The sequence below is a fragment of the Planctomycetota bacterium genome, from assembly GCA_039819165.1.
GTDB lineage: Bacteria > Planctomycetota > Phycisphaerae > Phycisphaerales > UBA1924 > JAHCJI01.
Genome location: JBCBSM010000001.1, coordinates 1195700 through 1213011, shown reverse-complemented (window position 1 = coordinate 1213011; position 17312 = coordinate 1195700). Strand labels below are relative to the sequence as shown.

At 70.0% G+C, this 17312-nt stretch carries 11 protein-coding genes and 1 rRNA gene; 10 read left to right on the top strand and 2 right to left on the bottom strand.

The window, feature by feature from the left end; genetic code table 11:
• The first annotated feature begins 32 nt into the window (after positions 1–32).
• Complete coding sequence (locus AAFX79_05315; GenBank protein ID MEO1007962.1) at positions 33–1745, top strand: DnaA/Hda family protein; 1713 nt, start codon at positions 33–35, stop codon at positions 1743–1745.
• A gap of 44 nt (positions 1746–1789) precedes the next feature.
• Complete coding sequence (locus AAFX79_05310) at positions 1790–2998, top strand: DegT/DnrJ/EryC1/StrS family aminotransferase (GenBank protein ID MEO1007961.1); 1209 nt, start codon at positions 1790–1792, stop codon at positions 2996–2998.
• Between the two features lie 269 nt (positions 2999–3267).
• Here the strand turns inward: AAFX79_05310 and AAFX79_05305 are convergent, their stop codons facing one another.
• Complete coding sequence (locus AAFX79_05305; GenBank protein ID MEO1007960.1) at positions 3268–4836, bottom strand: VCBS repeat-containing protein; 1569 nt, start codon at positions 4834–4836, stop codon at positions 3268–3270.
• A 145-nt stretch (positions 4837–4981) separates the two neighbouring features.
• Here AAFX79_05305 and rpmB point away from each other — a divergent pair, with 145 nt between their 5' ends.
• The 8 genes from rpmB to AAFX79_05265 all read left to right on the top strand — a co-directional run bounded on the left by rpmB (position 4982) and on the right by AAFX79_05265 (position 15441).
• Complete coding sequence (gene rpmB, locus AAFX79_05300; GenBank protein MEO1007959.1) at positions 4982–5260, top strand: 50S ribosomal protein L28; 279 nt, start codon at positions 4982–4984, stop codon at positions 5258–5260.
• Between the two features lie 276 nt (positions 5261–5536).
• Positions 5537–6109, top strand: coding sequence for a UvrB/UvrC motif-containing protein (locus tag AAFX79_05295; GenBank protein MEO1007958.1), 573 nt, complete (start codon positions 5537–5539; stop codon positions 6107–6109).
• The gene (locus tag AAFX79_05290) at positions 6106–7344 is read left to right on the top strand and encodes a protein arginine kinase (protein MEO1007957.1); all 1239 of its coding nucleotides are present in this window, start codon (positions 6106–6108) and stop codon (positions 7342–7344) included. Before AAFX79_05295 ends, AAFX79_05290 begins: the two co-directional genes overlap by 4 nt.
• 11 nt (positions 7345–7355) lie before the next feature.
• Entirely contained in the window at positions 7356–8216 is an 861-nt protein-coding gene (locus AAFX79_05285) for a hypothetical protein (protein ID MEO1007956.1), read from the top strand.
• Positions 8217–8644: 428 nt separating this feature from the next.
• Positions 8645–10117, top strand: a 16S ribosomal RNA gene (locus AAFX79_05280).
• A gap of 262 nt (positions 10118–10379) precedes the next feature.
• A complete protein-coding gene (locus AAFX79_05275) occupies positions 10380–12011 on the top strand; it encodes a glycosyltransferase (GenBank protein MEO1007955.1) in 1632 nt (543 codons plus the stop codon).
• 41 nt (positions 12012–12052) lie between these two features.
• A complete protein-coding gene (locus AAFX79_05270; GenBank protein ID MEO1007954.1) occupies positions 12053–13777 on the top strand; it encodes a glycosyltransferase in 1725 nt (574 codons plus the stop codon).
• A gap of 35 nt (positions 13778–13812) precedes the next feature.
• Positions 13813–15441, top strand: a complete 1629-nt coding sequence (locus AAFX79_05265; GenBank protein MEO1007953.1) for a glycosyltransferase — start codon at positions 13813–13815, stop codon at positions 15439–15441.
• On the opposite strand, the gene AAFX79_05260 is transcribed toward AAFX79_05265, so the two are convergent.
• The gene (locus AAFX79_05260) at positions 15438–17252 is read right to left on the bottom strand and encodes a sigma-70 family RNA polymerase sigma factor (GenBank protein MEO1007952.1); all 1815 of its coding nucleotides are present in this window, start codon (positions 17250–17252) and stop codon (positions 15438–15440) included. The two genes, AAFX79_05265 and AAFX79_05260, sit on opposite strands and share 4 nt — an antisense overlap.
• Between the last annotated feature and the right edge of the window lie 60 nt (positions 17253–17312).

Here is a 17312-nt window from a genome sequence, read left to right as displayed (position 1 = left end):
CAGGCCAGAAAGCGGGTCCGGAATTGGCAGCGATGCGCACGGACGGTGTGGAATTGGAGCAAGCCGCGTGGCCCGCCACGCCGGATCAGGGGGAGGTGATCGGTGATGCCGCCGACGGGCTCACGGGCGACGCCGCTGCGGCCGGCCTCCGCATTCCGGGCCGCGAGGCGATTGGCACCGCCGCGCGGCATCGGCGGGTTGCCCCTGGGCGTCCGGCGCGACCCCTCGGTGGTGGTGCCCCATCTCGTGCCGGGCAGCCGCCGGCGAGCACTGGCGGATCGAGCGCGGTTGCAACGAGTGCATCGGATGGCGACCAGCTAGTCGCCCGGCTCGCCGGGCTCATCGGGCCCGCCGCCTACGAGCGGTACTTCTCCCGCGGCGCACGGCTCGAACTCGACGAGCGAGGGCTGCACGTCCGCGTGGTGTCGGCCTTCCTGATCAACATCTTCGAGCAACGCTTCCGTCCGCAGCTGGAAGAGCTGGCGGGCGGCGCGGCGGTTCGATTCACCGAGGACGCATCGGCGTTCCCGGCCGAAGCCGATCCGCCGGCCGAGGCGATGCCGCCGCGTTCGCCGGCACCGGCCGAAGCCCCGTCCCGCCGGGCATCGAAGCCCGCCGATCGCGCTCCGCGGCTTGCGGACTTCGTCGTCGGCGGGGGCAACCGCTTGGCGTACGCCGCCGCGTGCGCCGCGGGTGACCCGACCGCCGAGCCTCCCGGCGGCAACCTGCTGGTGCTCCACGGCGGGTGCGGGCTGGGCAAGACCCATCTGCTGCGGGGCATCGCCCGCGCCTTCGGAGACGCCGGCGGCGTCGGCCGCGCCCGCTACGTCACCGCCGAGTCGTTCACCAACGGCTTCCTCGCGGCCCTGCGCACCAAGGCCACCGATGCCTTCCGAGAGCAATACCGCGGCGTGTCGCTGCTGTGCCTCGATGACGTCCACTTCCTGGCCACCAAGGACGCGACAAAGGCCGAACTGCTGCACACGCTCGACCAGATCCTCCACGATGGCGCCCGGCTCGTGCTGGCCTCCGATGAGCACCCACGAGAGGTCACCGGGCTCGGCAAGCAGCTGTGCTCGCGGCTCTCGAGCGGGCTCATCGTGGAGCTGTCGCCGCCCGACGACGAGCTTCGGCTGGCAATGGTCCACCGCCTGGCGCGGCGTCGCGGCCTGACGCTGCCCGCCGAGGTCGCCCAGCAGATCTCCCACGCGGTCTCGCACGGCGACGCCGCACGAGTCGGCTCGTTCCGCGACCTCGAGGGCGCCCTGGCCCGCGTCGAGGCGTTCCACAATCTGCTCACCCGGGACGCCGGCGCCGCGGGCGCTCGCGCGGACCGGCGGGCCGACGCGGGAGTCGTTGCGATGTCGACGGTCACCCAGGCGCTGGGCCGCCGCCGCCCGATCGTGGCCGATGCCCCGGTCCGCGTCGAGGAGGTCATCACCCGCGTCTGCGAGGTGCTCGGCGTGGGATCGGCCGAGTTCGCCGGCCGGGGACGGCATCGCCGGGTGGTCCTCGCACGGGCCCTCGTCGCCCGGCTCTCCCGGGAACTGACGGCCTCGAGCTATCCCGAGATCGCTACGGCGATGGGCCGGCCCAACCACTCCTCGGTGATCACGGCCGTGCGGCGGATCGAGAAGCAGATCCAGGACTGCGAGATCGTCGGCGTAGGCTGCCCCCTCGACGGTGAACCGATCGAGGAGCTGTCGGCCCGCATCGCCCGGTCGTTGCGGTCGAGATCCGGCTGACCATCGGCACACGCAACGCAGACTCTTGCGGGATCGGCCTCTCCTTGGACCCACGACAGACGAGCGAAATCCCGCTGAGCCGGCCCGACATCACGCAGGCCGAGGTCGACGCGGTCGTCCGCACGCTGCGGAGCGGGCGGCTGAGCATCGGGCCGATGCAGGAGGCCTTCGAGTCGCTCGTGGCCGAGGCCGCCGGCTGCACCCACGGCGTCGCGGTGTCCTCGGGCACCGCCGGGCTGCACCTGACGCTGCTGGCGCTGGGCATCCGGCCGGGCGACGAAGTGATCACCACGCCGTTCTCGTTCGTTGCGAGCGCCAACTCGATCCTCTATGCCGGTGCGAAGCCCGTCTTCGTGGACATCTGCCCGCGCAGCCTCAACATGGACCCCGATAGGGTCGAGGCTGCCGTCACCGAGCGCACCCGCGCCATTCTCGCCGTCGAGGCCTTCGGCAACCCCGCGCACATGGACCGGTACGTGGCCATCGCCAACAAGCACGAGATCCCGCTCATCGAGGACTGCTGCGAGGCGCTCGGCACGCGCCTCGGCAGGACGAAGTGCGGCAGCTTCGGCCGCGCGGGCGTCTTCGGCTTCTACCCCAACAAGCAGATCACCACGGGCGAGGGTGGCATGATCGTGACCGACGACGCCCAACTCGCCGATCTCTGCCGCTCGCTGCGCAACCACGGCCGGCCCGTCGAGGGCCTCGACCTCGACGACGAGCCCGGCTACGAGCACGCGACCACCGGCAGCTGGCTGAGCCACGAGCGGCTGGGGTACAACTACCGTCTCGACGAGCTCAGCTGCGCCCTGGGCGTTGCCCAGATGGGCCGCCTCGAGGAGTTGATCGAAGCCCGGCGACTCGTCGCCACCGAGTACCTCGACCGCCTCATGGACGTGCCGGGCATCATCCTGCCCACCATCGAGAGCGGCACCAGCATGAGCTGGTTCGTGTTCACCATCCGCCTCGAGCGAGGATACACCGCCGAGGAGCGCGACCGCATCGTCCGCGGGCTGCGGAACCACGACATCGGGTGTGCCCCCTACTTCCCGTGCATCCACCTGATGCCGCACTACGCGCGGTGCGGCCCCGACGGCTGCGGCTACGACGCGGGCAGCTTCCCGATCGCCGAGTCGGTGGCCGACCGGACGATCGCGCTGCCCTTCCACAGCCAGCTCACCAGCCGCGACATAGACCTGATCGCGCAGACGCTGAGCCTGATGATGAAGCGGGAGAACCTCTCTCGCGGCTGAGGCGGCGTGGGCACTGGGGATTGGGCACTAGGCACTGGGGGCGGAGCAAAGCAACGCCTCCTCGCGTCCGCTGCGCATTGATCGGACGCGAGCGGTCCCTCGCGGCCCGGCCGTTAGGCCGCGAAGCGAGCGCCAAGAAACAACCCAATCCCGCGAGCCCTCCGCGCAGCCGTCCGCGGCTCCGTGCGGGCGTCGGTCCACGGAGACCCAACCAGAGCACGACGGTTCGGCACGCGGACGACTCGTCCGTGGCGGGGGGCCCGAACGACCTACGGGCAGCCCGCGTCGAAGGCGTTGCTGAACGCCAGGAAGTCGAAGAGCGTCAGCTCGCCGTCGCCGTCGAAGTCCGCCGGGCAGTCGCTGCCGCTCGCGGCCGTGGTGAACGTGAACGGGCCGGCGAGGGTCTCACCCGCGGCGTTGCGGGCGGTCACTCCCCAGAAGTAGGTCGTGCCGGGCTGCAGCGCCGCGCCGCCCGCGTCGGCGAAGCGGCCGTCGATGCCCACGGCCTCGAATACCGGGTCGCCCAGGTCGGGCGACAGCGCCACGAGCACGTCGTAGCGGACGTCGAATCCCGTGGCCCGCTCCCACTGGAATTGCGGGCGGACCTCGCCGCCCCAGGCCGACACCTGGGCGGGCGGGGCGAGGCCGGCGGCGCCGTCCGGCGGGCTGACGAGGGCAAAGCCGCCCGGGGCCGAGAAGGGCGTTTGGTTGAACCGGACGGTGAAGCACTGGCTGAAGAAGCCGACGGCGCTGACTAGGTCGGGGCCGCCCGAGCCATCGACGTCGATGAGCTCAAAGAAGTCGATGTCGCCATCGCAGACGTCCCATTCCTCCGCCTGGAGATCGAAGGCGCCGCTGCCGTCGTTGAGGTAGACCACGATGCGCTGCGGATCGAATCCGGCCTCGCGAGCGACGATCACGTCCTGGTCGCCATCGGAATCAATGTCGGCGACCTCGACCTCGAAGGGATTCTCGAGCGACAAGGCATAGTCGAAGTCGAAGTCGCCCGAGCCGTCGTTGCGATACACGCTGACGCGATCGGGATCGCCGCCGGTATTGGTCGTGATGATGTCCAGGGCGCCATCGAGATCGATATCGACGAGCTTGATGTCGATGAGCGAGAGGCCCGGGCTGAAACGATCGGTCTCGGTGAATCTCGTGCCCTCGCTGCGGAGAACGTACACGCTGTCGTTGGACGAACTGGTTGCCACCGCGTCGTCGCGGCCATCGCCGTCGATGTCGCCCGTGGCGAGCCGCAGGCCCGTAAAGGCTGGCAGTTGCTGGACGATGGGCGTGCGCGAGAAGGTCGAGCCGGTATTCTCGAAGACGACGATGCCGTCGCTGATGAGTGCGTACAGGTCCTCGTCGCCGTCGCCCTCGAAATCCCCGAAGGACAGCGACGAGAAGGCGGGCACGCTACCGAATCCGGTGACGGCGAAGTCGAACTCGAAGTTGCCCGAGCCGTCGTTGCGGTACGCACGGAAATCGCCGGTGTTGACGTCGGCTACGCGGAGCAGGTCGAGGTCGCCGTCGCGGTCGTAGTCGGCCAGTTCGATGGCGCGGCCCGCGGCATCGGGCTCAACGATTTCCCTGCGCGGTCCATCGAACACGCCATCGCTGAAGCCCGAGAAGAACGACACGCGGGCCGTGTTGTCGATGAACACGATGTCGGGCAGCCCATCGCCGTCGACGTCGCCGCCCTCCAGGTCGCGGACGATCTCGCGGATCGAGACGCGCTGGGCCAACAACTCGCCGAAGCCGCCGAACTGGGCCAGAGCGGTGCCCGCCATCGAGAGGCCCGCGGCCGCCGCAATCATCCGAGTGAGTCCATGCTGCATCTTCATCTCCCTCTTAAGGACCAGAAAAGACTTGAGATCCGATAATACCTGCAACCCAGTCTCGTGACGGCCCCGGCACAGGCAGCCTCGGAGCGTTGCCGGCGGATGATGCCGCCTAGCATGGCTGCCCAGCAGGAGCCCCGCCATGCCCTACGAGTGCCATTTCACCGGCAAGAAGACCCGCTTCGGCAAGCAGAAGACCTATGGCGGCGCCAAGATCTCCAAGGGCGGCTTCGGCCTGAAGACCACCGGCATCACCCGCCGCACCTTCCGGCCCAACCTCCAGAAGGTCAACGCCGTGATCGACGGCCGCCCGCAGAAGATCCTCGCCAGCACCCGGGCGATCAAGAGCGGCCTGGTGGTCAAGCCCCTCAAGCGGAAGTACGGCTACACCCGCCAGCAGAAGGAACAGGCCGGCGGCTAGCGGCCTGCGGCCGGGGCAGTGGGGACTAGGCAATGGGCAATGGGGCCGCGAGACGCGGCCTTTTTGGTGCGCACGGCGGGCAAGCCCAGTCGCGGTGCCGGCGTGAGCCCGCGTGCTCACGCCCGCGGCTCGGACAATCCGCCCCATTGCCCATTGCCCATTGCCCATTGCCCATTGCCCGATGCCCGATGCCCGATGCCCGATGCCCGATGCCCGATGCCCGATGCCCGATGCCCGATGCCTAGTCCCCCTCGCCACGCCCTACCCTTCCCTTCTATGAAGTGCGACCACTGCGACGAGGAAGCCACGGTCCACGAGACCACCGTCGCCAACGGCCAGATCATCAAGCAGCACCTCTGCGAGCGGCACGCCAACGAGTTGGGGCTCGTCACGACCTCGTCGACCGCCGCCGGGCCCAGCCCCATGGCGACCGTCTCGGTCCAGAAGCCCGCCCAGGGGCTGCGGTGCCCCGAGTGCGAGCTGAGCTACGCGGCCTTCCGGCAGCACGGCCTCTTGGGCTGCTCGTCGTGCTACGGCACCTTCGCCGACAAGCTGAGCCCGCTCATCGAGCGGGCCCACCAGGGCGGGACGCACCACATCGGCAAGACGCCCAGGCGGCTGCTGGCGATCGCCCAGGGGGGGGACGCGGGCGCGGTGGAGCGGGTGCTGGGCGGCGCCGCCGAGCGGGCCGAGCGGGCCGCGCAGCTCCGCCGCCAGCTCGATGAGGCGCTCGCGATGGAGCAGTACGAGCGGGCCGCCGCCCTGCGGGACGAACTCCGCCGCCTCGATGGTGGCACGAGCGACGAGGACGACCCCCGCGAAGTCGATTCCGGAGGGCCGCCCGCATGAAGCCCCGGCGAGGAACCGGCGCGGGCCGCGGGCCCGACGCCGGCGCAAGCGATGGCGCCGACGGCTGGCTCGCGGGCTCGGGCGAGGCCGGCGATGTCGTGCTCTCGAGCCGCGCGCGCCTCGCGCGCAACATCGCGGGCTTCCGATTCCCGAACCGCGCCTCGCCCGCCGAGCGGACGGCGATGGTGGGGCGGCTCAAGCCCGTCGTGCTGTCCGCGGGCTTTGCGCCACAGGTCGAGTGGGTCGACCTCTCGTCCACTAGCTCGATGCACCGCGGCGCCCTCGTCGAGGAGCACCTCATCAGCCGCCAGCACGCGATGGGCAAGCCCGGCGAGAGCATGCACGGCCGCGCCGTTGCGATCGGGCTGCCCGAGCGGCGTCTGAGCGTGATGATCAACGAGGAGGACCACCTCCGCCTGCAGGTCATGCGCAGCGGGCTCGACCTGGCGGCCGCCCTTGAGGAGATCGACGCCCTCGACGACCGCATCGAGGCCCGCGTCGACTACGCCTTCGACCCGCGCTTCGGCTACCTGACTGCGTGCCCGACCAACATCGGCACCGGCGCTCGCCTGAGCGTCATGCTGCACCTGCCGGCGCTGCGGATGACCCGCGAGATCGAGAAGGTCAAGCGGGCCGCCGACGACCTGGGCCTCACCGTCCGCGGCGCCCACGGCGAGGGCAGCGAGGCCAGCGGCGATTTCTACCAGCTCAGCAACCAGACCACGATTGGCAAGAGCGAGGCCGTTCTGCTCAAGGAACTGGAGGCCGAGATCGTGCCCTCGGTCATCGCCTACGAGCGCACCGCCCGCCAGCGGCTCGTCAAGGGAGGCCGCCGGGGGCTGGAGGATCAGGCCTGGCGGGCCGTCGGCGTGCTGCTGCACGCCAGGCTCCTGGCCGCCGACGAGGCGATGCAACTGCTCAGTCGGCTGCGGCTGGGCATCGCGGTGGGCATCGTGCCGCAGGTGTCCATGGCGTTGGTCAACCGGCTGATCATCGCGTGCCAGCCATCGCACCTGCAATTGGCCGTCGCGCAGGAGCTCACCCAGGAGCAGCGCCGCGAGGCCCGCGCAGCGCTGCTGCGGGCGAGGCTCGGCGCCGCCTTCGCCGCCGGCCCACCGATGCCGCGGCGGGGGCTGATCCGCCCGGGCGACGAGCCGCCTGCATCCGATCCGCCCGCGTCGGAGCCCGACCAGGCCGGCGATCCGGATGCACCGGGCCCCGCCGGCAGCGGCTAGCCGTGACCCGCATGGCGACCCTCATCCGCGATGGCCTGCGATCCGCCGAGCGCGCCTTCTTGGCTGCGGGCCCGTCTCCCGAGGAGCGGCTCGACGCCAGCGGCTTCGCGGCAGACGCGCCCGACGACTACTGCCCGCGGTGCGGCCTGACCGTTGGCCCGCACGAATTCGACGGCGAGCGCTGCGCTACTTGCCGGAGTGCGCGCCAGCGCTACGGCGGCGTCGTGCGCCTGGGCGCCTACGGCGGTCCGCTCCGCGACGCCATCCACGAGTTCAAGTTCGATCGCTGGCCCACGATGGGCGAGCGGCTTGGGCGTGCCCTGGGCGCCGCCATCCGCGAGCGGCTCGCGCTCGTCGCGGCGCACGCCGGCGAGCGCGAAGCGGACGTCGTTGAACGAGCCGCCATCGTCCCGGTGCCCAGCACGCTGCTCAGGCGGATGGCGCGGGGCATCGATCACTCGGCCATCCTGTCGCGCGCGGTCGCGCGGGCCGCGGGGCTGCCGCTGCAGCGGGGCCTGCTGCGGAGGCACGTGCCGGCGCAGGCGGGGCTGTCGGTGGTCGCGCGGCACCGCAACATGCGGGGCACGATGTCGCTCGCGGTGCCGCCGTCGGATCTCGCGGGCCTGCGCGTGCTCGTCGTCGTTGACGATGTGCTGACGACCGGCGCCACCATGAGCGAGGCCGTGCGGGCCCTGTCGGCGGCGTTCCCGCGGGGCGAGGCGCCGGCCATGCTGGCGGCCGTCATCGCCCGGGCGGACGGGCCCGAGCGACGCCCGCCAGTGGCGGAGGGCATGCGGCAGGGCGTGCGCGAGGACGGGCAGCCTGGCGGGGCTAGCCAAAAAAACTGGAGCCCACCGCCGCCGGATGCTTGACCCCCGTCGATGGGGCGGTAATATCTCCACCGCCTCCAGACAACGCTGGAGGCGTTTTCGACGAAGGCCAGCGGATGCCGGTCGGGCTCGAAGCTCTCTGAAATCCGAGCGGTCGAGAATTGCCCTCGAGAGTGTGAGGCGATGCAGCCGGTGTTCACCCGGTGGTTCCTGGCAGGAACCGGCATCGCCCGGTCCAACGCTGGTGGAGTTTTCACAGGCTCTACCGGTTGGCACTCTTGTGAATCGCTCGCCCCATTCCAGGGCGGGCACTTTTGAGTACGCCAACGATCCGCCGTCTAGCCGACGGCGGCCGGATGCCTCGGCATCCGGAAACGACCGCCATTGCGGCCTCGCGAGAGGATCCGCGGTGGTTTTGTCGGATCGGCCTTTGGTTGTCGGCTGCGTCGCGTAAAGCGGGGCGGCCGGTTCAATTGAAGAGTTTGATCCTGGCTCAGATTGAACGCTGGCGGCATGGCTAAAGCATGCAAGTCTGGGAGAACCTTCGGGGGACACCGGCGAAAGGGCGAGTAACGCGATCGAACGTACCCCAGTGCGGGGGATAGCGTCGGGAAACCGGCGGTAATACCCCATGTGCTCTACGGAGGAAGCTGGGAGCGGCGATCGTCCTATCAGGTTGTTGGTGGGGTAACGGCCCACCAAGCCGAAGACGGGTAGCGGGTGTGAGAGCATGGCCCGCCGCATCGGGACTGAGACACTGCCCGGACTCCTACGGGAGGCTGCAGCGACGAATCTTCCGCAATGCGCGAAAGCGTGACGGAGCAATGCCGCGTGTGGGATGAAGGCGCTCTGCGTCGTAAACCACTGTCAGGACCTAGAACCAACGATCAGGTCCAAAGGAAGGGCCGGCTAAACTCGTGCCAGCAGCCGCGGTAAGACGAGTGGCCCAAGCGTTAATCGGAATCACTGGGCTTAAAGCGTGCGCAGGCGGACCTTCAGGCATCCCGTGAAATGCCCCGGCTCAACCGGGGAACTGCGGGGTGAACCGTCGGTCTTGAGGCAGGTAGGGGGGTGCAGAACTGTCGGTGGAGCGGTGAAATGTGTAGATATCGACAGGAATGCCGAAGGCGAAGGCGGCACCCTGGGCCTGTCCTGACGCTCATGCACGAAAGCGTGGGGAGCAAACAGGATTAGATACCCTGGTAGTCCACGCCGTAAACGATGCACACTAGATCGGAGGAGGTCTGACCCTTTTCCGGTCGAAGCGAAAGCGTTAAGTGTGCCGCCTGGGGAGTACGGTCGCAAGGCTAAAACTCAAAGGAATTGACGGGGGCTCACACAAGCGGTGGAGCATGTTGCTTAATTCGAGGCAACGCGAAGAACCTTACCTGGGTTTGACATGCATGAATTAACCCTGTGAAAGCAGGGCTAACCCGCAAGGGTGGAGCATGCACAGGTGCTGCATGGCTGTCGTCAGCTCGTGCTGTGAAGTGTCGGGTTAAGTCCCTTAACGAGCGCAACCCCTATCGCTAGTTACTAACGCGTCATGGCGAGGACTCTAGCGAGACTGCCGGTGTCAAACCGGAGGAAGGTGGGGATGACGTCAAGTCCTCATGGCCTTTATGCCCAGGGATGCAAACGTGCTACAATGGCGTGTACAGAGCGATGCAAGCCGGTGACGGTGAGCAAATCGCAAAAAGCACGCCCCAGTTCGGATTGCAGGCTGCAACTCGCCTGCATGAAGTCGGAATCGCTAGTAATCGGAGATCAGCTACGCTCCGGTGAATACGTTCCTGAGCCTTGTACACACCGCCCGTCAAGTCATGGAAGCCGGGAGCGCCCGAAGTCGCCACGTTTCAGTGGTGCCCACGGCGAGTTCGGTGACTGGGACTAAGTCGTAACAAGGTAGCCGTAGGAGAACCTGCGGCTGGATCACCTCCTTTCTAAGGGATGTCCTTAGACTCGCGGCCATGCGAAGCGGACCAATCGCAGGGCCACGCAGAGCGATCTGCAGCGAGAAATCGTCAGCACAATCTCGTGCGGGACCGTTCACGCGGAACCGCCAAGCCGATCGGCGACGGTCGGCAAGGGGCCCATCTCGACCGCTCTGAGACGTGAGGCGGCCCGGAGCAATCCGGGCCGCTTTCTTTTGCCCGACACGCACCCCGCGCCGCCGGGCCCCTAGACGCCGCGATAGCCTCGATCGTGCGGATCCTGATGCTCAACTGGGCCAAGATCTGGGATGGCGCCCGGCGTGGCGGCATCTCGGGGTACGCCCAGGCGCTGGCCCTTGAGCTCGCCTCGCGGGGCCACGCGGTCTCGACCATCAGCAGCGGCACGACCTACGTGCCCGATGCCAACGGCGCGTCCGGCCGCTGTGCCGCCCGCCGCCACCCCGACTGGATGGGCATCCGCGCCTACGAGATCGTCAACAGCCCCGTGCTGGCCCCCTCGCTGCTGCAATTTCGCGAGCCCGAGGCGGAGATCGCGTCCCCCTCGCTGGCGGAGGCCTTTGCGGATGTGCTCCGCGTCGAGCAGCCCGCCGCCGTCCACGTGCAGTCGCTGGAGGGCTTCTCGCTGGACTGCCTCGATGTGGCTCGCCAGGCGGGCTGCCGGCTCATCTACAGCCTGCACAACTACCACACGCTGTGCCCCCAGGTCTACTTCATGCACCGCCACCGCCGGCTGTGCACCGACTACGACGGCGGCCGATCCTGCGAGGGTTGCATCGAGTGCCCCGACCCCGCCGCCGAACGGGCCCGCCGGGCGGCGGCCTACCCCGGCGAGCCGCTCCCCTTCGATGCCCCGCCTCCGGCGGCTCCTGCGCCAAGGACGCCGACGCGCCGCCCGCGGCTCGGCCTGCTCCGCCGATTCCGACCCGATCCTCCGTCCAGTCCGCCGCCCCCTCCGGGAGTCGCCGCGGACGCCGAGCCCGGGGCCATCGAAGCCGCGGACGAGGCGCGCGGCATGACCCTCGTCGTCCGCCAGTGGGCGGCCGCTCGCGCTTGGTGCCAGCCCGAGCACGAGACCTGGCGGACCTTCGACAACGTCGCCGATGCCGAGCCGCTGACCAACGGCGAGCCCACGCCCTACTCCGAGCGCCGCCGGGCGATGGTCGACGCCCTCAATCGCTGCGACCTCGTGCACGCCGTCTCCTCATTCGTCCGCGACAAGTACGTCGCCCATGGCGTGGACGCGGCCCGCATCCGCACGATCCACATTGGCACCATCGCACACGAGCTGGTTGCGGCCAACCGCGAACTGCTCTTCGATCCTCCGCCTCGCCCGGCGAGCGACACCCGCCCGCTGCGTCTGCTGTTCATCGGCGTCAACCACTGGTACAAGGGCGTGTCGATGCTGGCCGACGCCCTGGAGATGCTCACGCCCGAGGTGCTGTGCAGCATCGAGCTCTCGGTCTTCGCGGGCGGCGGTGAGTCGATCGAATACCGCTTCCGCCGGCTCGAGCCCAGGCTCGCCGGCCTCCGCGTCGTCCACGGCTACGAGCCCCAGGACATCGCGTGGATGTGCGGCGGCCAGGACGTCGGCGTCGTGCCCAGCGTCTGGTGGGACAACGGCCCGCAGACCGTGATGGAGATGCAGGCCTGCGGGCTGCCGCTGCTGGGCGCCCGCGCCGGCGGCATCCCCGATTTCATAGAGGATGGTGTCAACGGCCTGCTCTTCCGCGCCAACGATCGCTTCGATCTCGCCGGGAGCATCGTCCGCTGCGTCCGCGAGCCCGGGCTGACCGAGCGGCTCCGCCGGGGCGTCCGCCCGCCCAAGACGATGGCCGAACACGCCTCGGAATTGGAGCCGATCTATCGCGGCGACGTACCGTGACCCGACGCCCGCCCGGCCGCGTCCCCAGCCACGAGCCACCCTTGACGCCACCCGCCCACACCACCCAGGCTCCCGAACGCGCCCGCGGGGCGTTGCCCTCGTCGTCCGGCCACGCCGGCGCGTCGCCGCACATCGCGGTCGTGATCGTCACGTGGAATCGGGCCGACGAGGTCCGCCGCTCCATCGAGTCGGTGCGTCGCCAGCGGGGCGTCGATCTCGCGGCCCTCCACCTGGTCGTGGTCGACAACGCGTCGACGGACGGCACGAGCGATGCGCTGGAAGCGTGGCTGCGGCCCGAGCGGATCGTCTCGAACGACACGCCGCGCGCCGACGCGCCGGCCTTCGTCGCCACGGAGCATGATGCTGCCAACACGGCTGGATTCGGGTCGGCCACCATCGTGCGCAACCACCGGAACCTCGGCGGCACCGGCGGATTCAACACGGGGTTCTTGGCGGTCGAGCGGATCCTCGAGACCGCGCTCCGCGCGGCCGCCGCAGCCCGCAACGGGCACGGCGCCCCGCAGCCGGCCGGCATCGAGTACGTGTGGCTGCTCGACGACGACGCCGAGGCCGACGATGGTGCGCTCGCCTCCCTGCTCCGGACTGCGGCCGCCGACTCCGCGGCCGTGCTCGTGGGCTCGCGCGCGGTCGACATCCACGATCGTGAGAGCACCTTCGAGACGACCATCTACTACGACCAGCGGCGCGGCCTGATGAGCGACACGCCGCCGCCGGAGCATCGCCTCGCGACCGCGCACGACGAGTGGGTCCGCGAGGTCGGCGGCACCCGCGGCACCCGACGCTTCGCGGGCGTCCGGGAGGTCGACGTCGTCTCGGCGTGCAGCATGCTGGTCCGCTGGAGCGCCGCGAGCGCCGTCGGCTACTGGGACAGCCGCTACTTCATCTACTGCGACGACGCCGACTGGTGCCTGCGCATCGGCCGCGCGGGCCACCGCGTGGTATGCAATCTCGACGCCGTTGTGTACCACACGCCATGGTTCCACAAGCTGACGCCGACGCGGCTGTACTACTCGCAGCGCAACGCCGTGTGGACCATGGCCAAGGGCCTGTCGGGTGCCGCGCAGCGCCGGTCGATGTTGCGATGGATGGGCTCGATCCTGTGTGACGCGTTGGCGGCCTCGTTCCGCCGGCGGCTCTTCCACGCCGAGATCATCCGACGCACCGCCGCCGACATTGCCACCAATCGCGGCGGCAAGCTCGACGGCCTGGAGCCCGACCGCGAGCCGGTGCTGGCCGCCCTCGATCGCGCGTCCGCGTTGCGGTCCAATGCGACCGTCCTCGCGCTGTGCATGACGGGCGAGCAGGTCCGCCTCGCCGAGCGATTGGTCACCCACGCGACGGAGCGGCTGATCGCCGAGGACCGCCCCGCCGACCAGCCCCGGTGGATCTTCATGGTCCGCAACGATGCGGAGGATCCCGCCGCTGGCACGGCGGTGCGTGCCGAGGCGCGGCCCGAGCGGCTCATATACGCCGCCACGACGCGCTCGCGGCTGCGTCGCCAGTGGCGGCTTCTGCGATCCCCGCCGGCGGCCTGCGTCGTCTTCAACCAGACCAACGACGTGCCGCTGCTCCGCTGCCCCTGGACGCTGCACGCCGACGGCCGCGATGTCTCGGTCGTCCAGGCCGAACGGGACACCCTCGCCGCCCGCGCCGGCTTGTGGCTCCGCTGGCTGGGCACGCTCGCGGCGTCGCTCTGGTTCGTCGCCCGCTCGCCCCGGCAGGTCCCGCCGCCGCCCTTCGGCTGAGGCCGCCCCGGGCGCCGTGGCGTAGAGTCGCCGCCATGTCCGATGCCGCCTCGCCCCACCAGCCGACGGTCGCGTTCCTCGGTTGGGCGCGGCTCCGCATGCAGGCCGAGGAGGGCTCGGGCTACAACCTCAGCGCCTCGGAGCTGGCCGCCGGCCTGGCCGAGACGGGCGTCGTGGTGCACTATCTTGGCTCGGGGCTCCGCTACGACCTGCGGCCCGGCCCGCGCATCCGCAGGACCGAGCCGTGGCGCGGCATCGAGTGCTGGGAGTTGGTCAACAGTCCCAACCTGGCGCCGTCGGCCCTCAACCTCCGCAACGTGTCCAGGGAGCGATCCTGCCCCGCCACGACGCGGCTCGTGCTCCGCTGGCTCAGCCGCATCGGGGCGCGCATCGTGCACGCCCACTCGCTCGAGGGCCTCAGCCTCGACCTCATCCCCGCGATCGAGGCCGCCGGCATCCGCGTCGTCGTCACCACGCACAACTACTGGTTCGCGTGCCCGCAGGTCGATCTGCTGCACCGCGAGCGCGAGGTCTGCCTGGACTTCGAGGGCGGCCGGCGGTGCGCCGAATGCCTCGATGCGCCCAACCCGGCGGTGAGGCGGCTCAAGCGCCGCGTCGGCCAGTCGATCGAACGGGTCACCGGCGAACGCCTGGCCGGCAGCGCCCGCAGCGCGCTGGGCGGCATGGCGCGGGCAGTCGCCGACCGCAAGGGGGAGGAAGACGCCCCCATCGACGAGCAGCGGATGCTGGGCTACGACCCGAACGACGCCCACGCCGAGGGCGGCTACGGACTCGAACTCCGCGACGGCGCGATCGGACCGCCGCCACCCGTGCTGCCCGGCGACACCAACGAGCGGGTGCTCGCCAACGCCGACGTCCACCTGCGCGTGCTCAACGAGTACGGCCGCCGACGCGAGGACGGCATCGCGGCCCTCAACGCCGCGAGCCTCGTGACGCCGCCGAGCGCCTTCCTCGGCACGGTCCACGTCTCGATGGGCCTCGACGAGGCCCGGCTCCGCGTCGTCCGGCTGGGCCAGCCGCACTTCGATCGCATGCACCGCGCCGCGATGGCGGCGCCGGGCTACCGCTGCTCGCCCTGGACTCCCAACGACCACCGGCCGCTCCGCCTGGGCTTCTTCGGCACGACGCGGCCCAACAAGGGCCTGCGGGTGCTCGTGGATGCGATCGGGGCGCTCCCGGCCGAGGTCCGCCGCCGCTGCCAGTTCCTCATCCGCGCATCGGGCTGGGACTGGCCCTTCCGAAAGCGGCTCAGCCGCTACCCGCAGGTCCAGTTCGCCGGCGGATTCGATCTGCTGCAGCGGGTCGCGTCGGTGGGGGAGTACGACGTCGGCGTGCTCCCGCACATCTGGATGGAGAACTCGCCGCTGGTGCTGCTCGAGCACCTGCACGCCGGCAAGATGGTGATCACCTCGCGGCTCGGCGGGCCGCCCGAGTGGATCGAGCGGGATGGCGAGGCGACCAACGGCCTGCTGTTTCCGTCGGGCGACGCCGGGGCGCTCGCGGGCTGCATCGCCTCGATCGTGCGCGGCGACGTAGCGATCCCCAGCCCCGAGCGGATCCACCGCCTCTCGCCGCACCTGCAGAGCTACCCGGGGCACGTCGGCGAGGTCCGCTCGATCTACGACGAGTTGCTTGTTCGCTAGCCGTCGACGAAACCTTCAAGCCGCCGCGTCCGGATCGGATGCTGGAGCTTGCGGAGCGCCTTGGCCTCGACCTGTCGCACCCGCTCGCGGGTGACCTTGAAGATGCGGCCGACCTCCTCGAGCGTGTAGGTGTAGCCGTCGCCGATGCCGTAGCGGAGCTTGATGATCTCCCGCTCGCGGTAGCTGAGGGTTCGTAGCACCTGCTCGAGCTTCTCGCGGAGCATCTCCTGGGCGACGCCGTTGTCGGGTGCGCTGTTGCGGGCGTCCTCGAGCAGGTCCGCCATCGCGTTGTCCTCATCCTCACCCATGCCGCGATCGAGCGATGCCGGCCCGCGGGCCACGTCCATCACGCGGCGGACGTCCTTGGGCTTGCACCCGGCGATGTCGGCCACCTGCTCGTCCGTCGGCTCGTGACCGTGCTGCTGCAGGAACTGCCGCTGCACCGAGTGGATGCGGTGCATCAGCTCGATCATGTGCACCGGCAGGCGGATGGTCCGCGCGTGGTCCGCCAGCGCGCGGGTGATGGCCTGGCGGATCCACCACGTCGCGTAGGTGCTGAACTTGTAGCCCCGCTTGTACTCGTACTTGTCGACGGCCCGCAGCAACCCCGTGTTGCCCTCCTGGATGACGTCCAGGAAGCTCAGCCCGCGGTTGCGGTACTTCTTGGCGATCGAGACGACCAGCCGCAGGTTGCCGCCCGAGAGGTCCCGCTTGGCCTGCTCGTACTCCCAGAACACGCAGTTGAGGTCGCTGACCCGCTGCGCCAGGGCGTCGGGCGTCTCGAGCACCAGCGACCGCAGCCCCTCTAGCTCGTCGAGCATCACCAGGCGATCGTCCTCGTCGTGGACATCGCCGTTGCGTTCGCCCGGCGGGGCATCGGCGTCCGCGCCGGGCCGCGCGAGCTGCGCCTCGAGGTTGCGCATCCGCGCGGAGATGGCCCGCAGCTTCCGCAGCCCGGGCACGAGGCGGCTGGTCCGCAGCTCTAGCTCCTCGATGAGCGCCGCGATCCGACGCCGCCGCGCCCGCAGCGACCGCTCGATACCCGCGAGTTCGGCGACCGCCTCGGGCGTCAGCCTGCCGTCGCTCGCGCGTCCCTCGCGGCGCAGCCGCTCGGCCTCGGTCCACTGCGCGCGGTTGCGCTCGAGCATGGCCTCGATGGAAGGCAGCAGCTCGGGCAGCAGCCGCGAGAGGTGCTCCTTGGTCTCGGGCGTCGCCGTCGACACGCGGAGCGTGCGATCGAAGGGCAGGTCCTTGGACAGCACCTGGCGGAGCATGTCGACCGCCAGCGAGGCCACGTAGTCGCTCTGCAGGCAGCGCCGGCGGAAGATGATCCGCGTGGTCTCGATCTTCTTGGCGAGCCGCAATTCCTCGTCGCGGTCGAGCAGCGGGATCGAGCCCATCTGCGCCAGGTAGCTGCGGATGGGATCGTCCACGCCGCGATCGCTCGGCACGACCGGTCCGGCCGCGTCATCCTCGGTGTCGGGGTGTTCGATGGCGAACGCGTCGTCGGCGTTGAGCTGCGTGGCGAGCTGGTCGTTGACCCGGCCGGCGCCGGCGACGCTCATGGCCCGCGGCGTTGCCTCCGTGTCGTCTGCATCGCAATCTGTTGCGAGCTGTCGCTTGCGGGCCCGGTACGTCGGCTCGTCGATGAGCTCGATGCCGCGCTCGTCGGCCTCGGCGAGCAGTTGGTGCAGGCCGTCCGCCGTGATGCACTCATCCGGCAGCGTCTCGCTGATTTCCTCATAGCTCAGCCATCGCCGCCGCGAGGCCACGTCGAGCAAGTGCGTGACGGCTTGGGGCAGTGGGATCATCCCGACCACGGTCCTCGCTCGCGTGGTGCGCTCGGTGCGGCCGCGAGCGGTGGCGATGCT

Excerpts from the sequence above, each read along its gene's own strand:
- AAFX79_05315 (MEO1007962.1), top strand. The coding sequence starts at position 33 with ATGCGCACGGACGGTGTGGAATTGGAGCAAGCCGCGTGGCCCGCCACG.
- AAFX79_05305 (MEO1007960.1), bottom strand. The coding sequence starts at position 4,836 with ATGCAGCATGGACTCACTCGGATGATTGCGGCGGCCGCGGGCCTCTCG.
- rpmB (MEO1007959.1), top strand. The coding sequence starts at position 4,982 with ATGCCCTACGAGTGCCATTTCACCGGCAAGAAGACCCGCTTCGGCAAG.
- AAFX79_05295 (MEO1007958.1), top strand. The coding sequence starts at position 5,537 with ATGAAGTGCGACCACTGCGACGAGGAAGCCACGGTCCACGAGACCACC.
- AAFX79_05290 (MEO1007957.1), top strand. The coding sequence starts at position 6,106 with ATGAAGCCCCGGCGAGGAACCGGCGCGGGCCGCGGGCCCGACGCCGGC.
- AAFX79_05285 (MEO1007956.1), top strand. The coding sequence starts at position 7,356 with ATGGCGACCCTCATCCGCGATGGCCTGCGATCCGCCGAGCGCGCCTTC.
- AAFX79_05265 (MEO1007953.1), top strand. The coding sequence starts at position 13,813 with ATGTCCGATGCCGCCTCGCCCCACCAGCCGACGGTCGCGTTCCTCGGT.
- AAFX79_05260 (MEO1007952.1), bottom strand. The coding sequence starts at position 17,252 with ATGATCCCACTGCCCCAAGCCGTCACGCACTTGCTCGACGTGGCCTCG.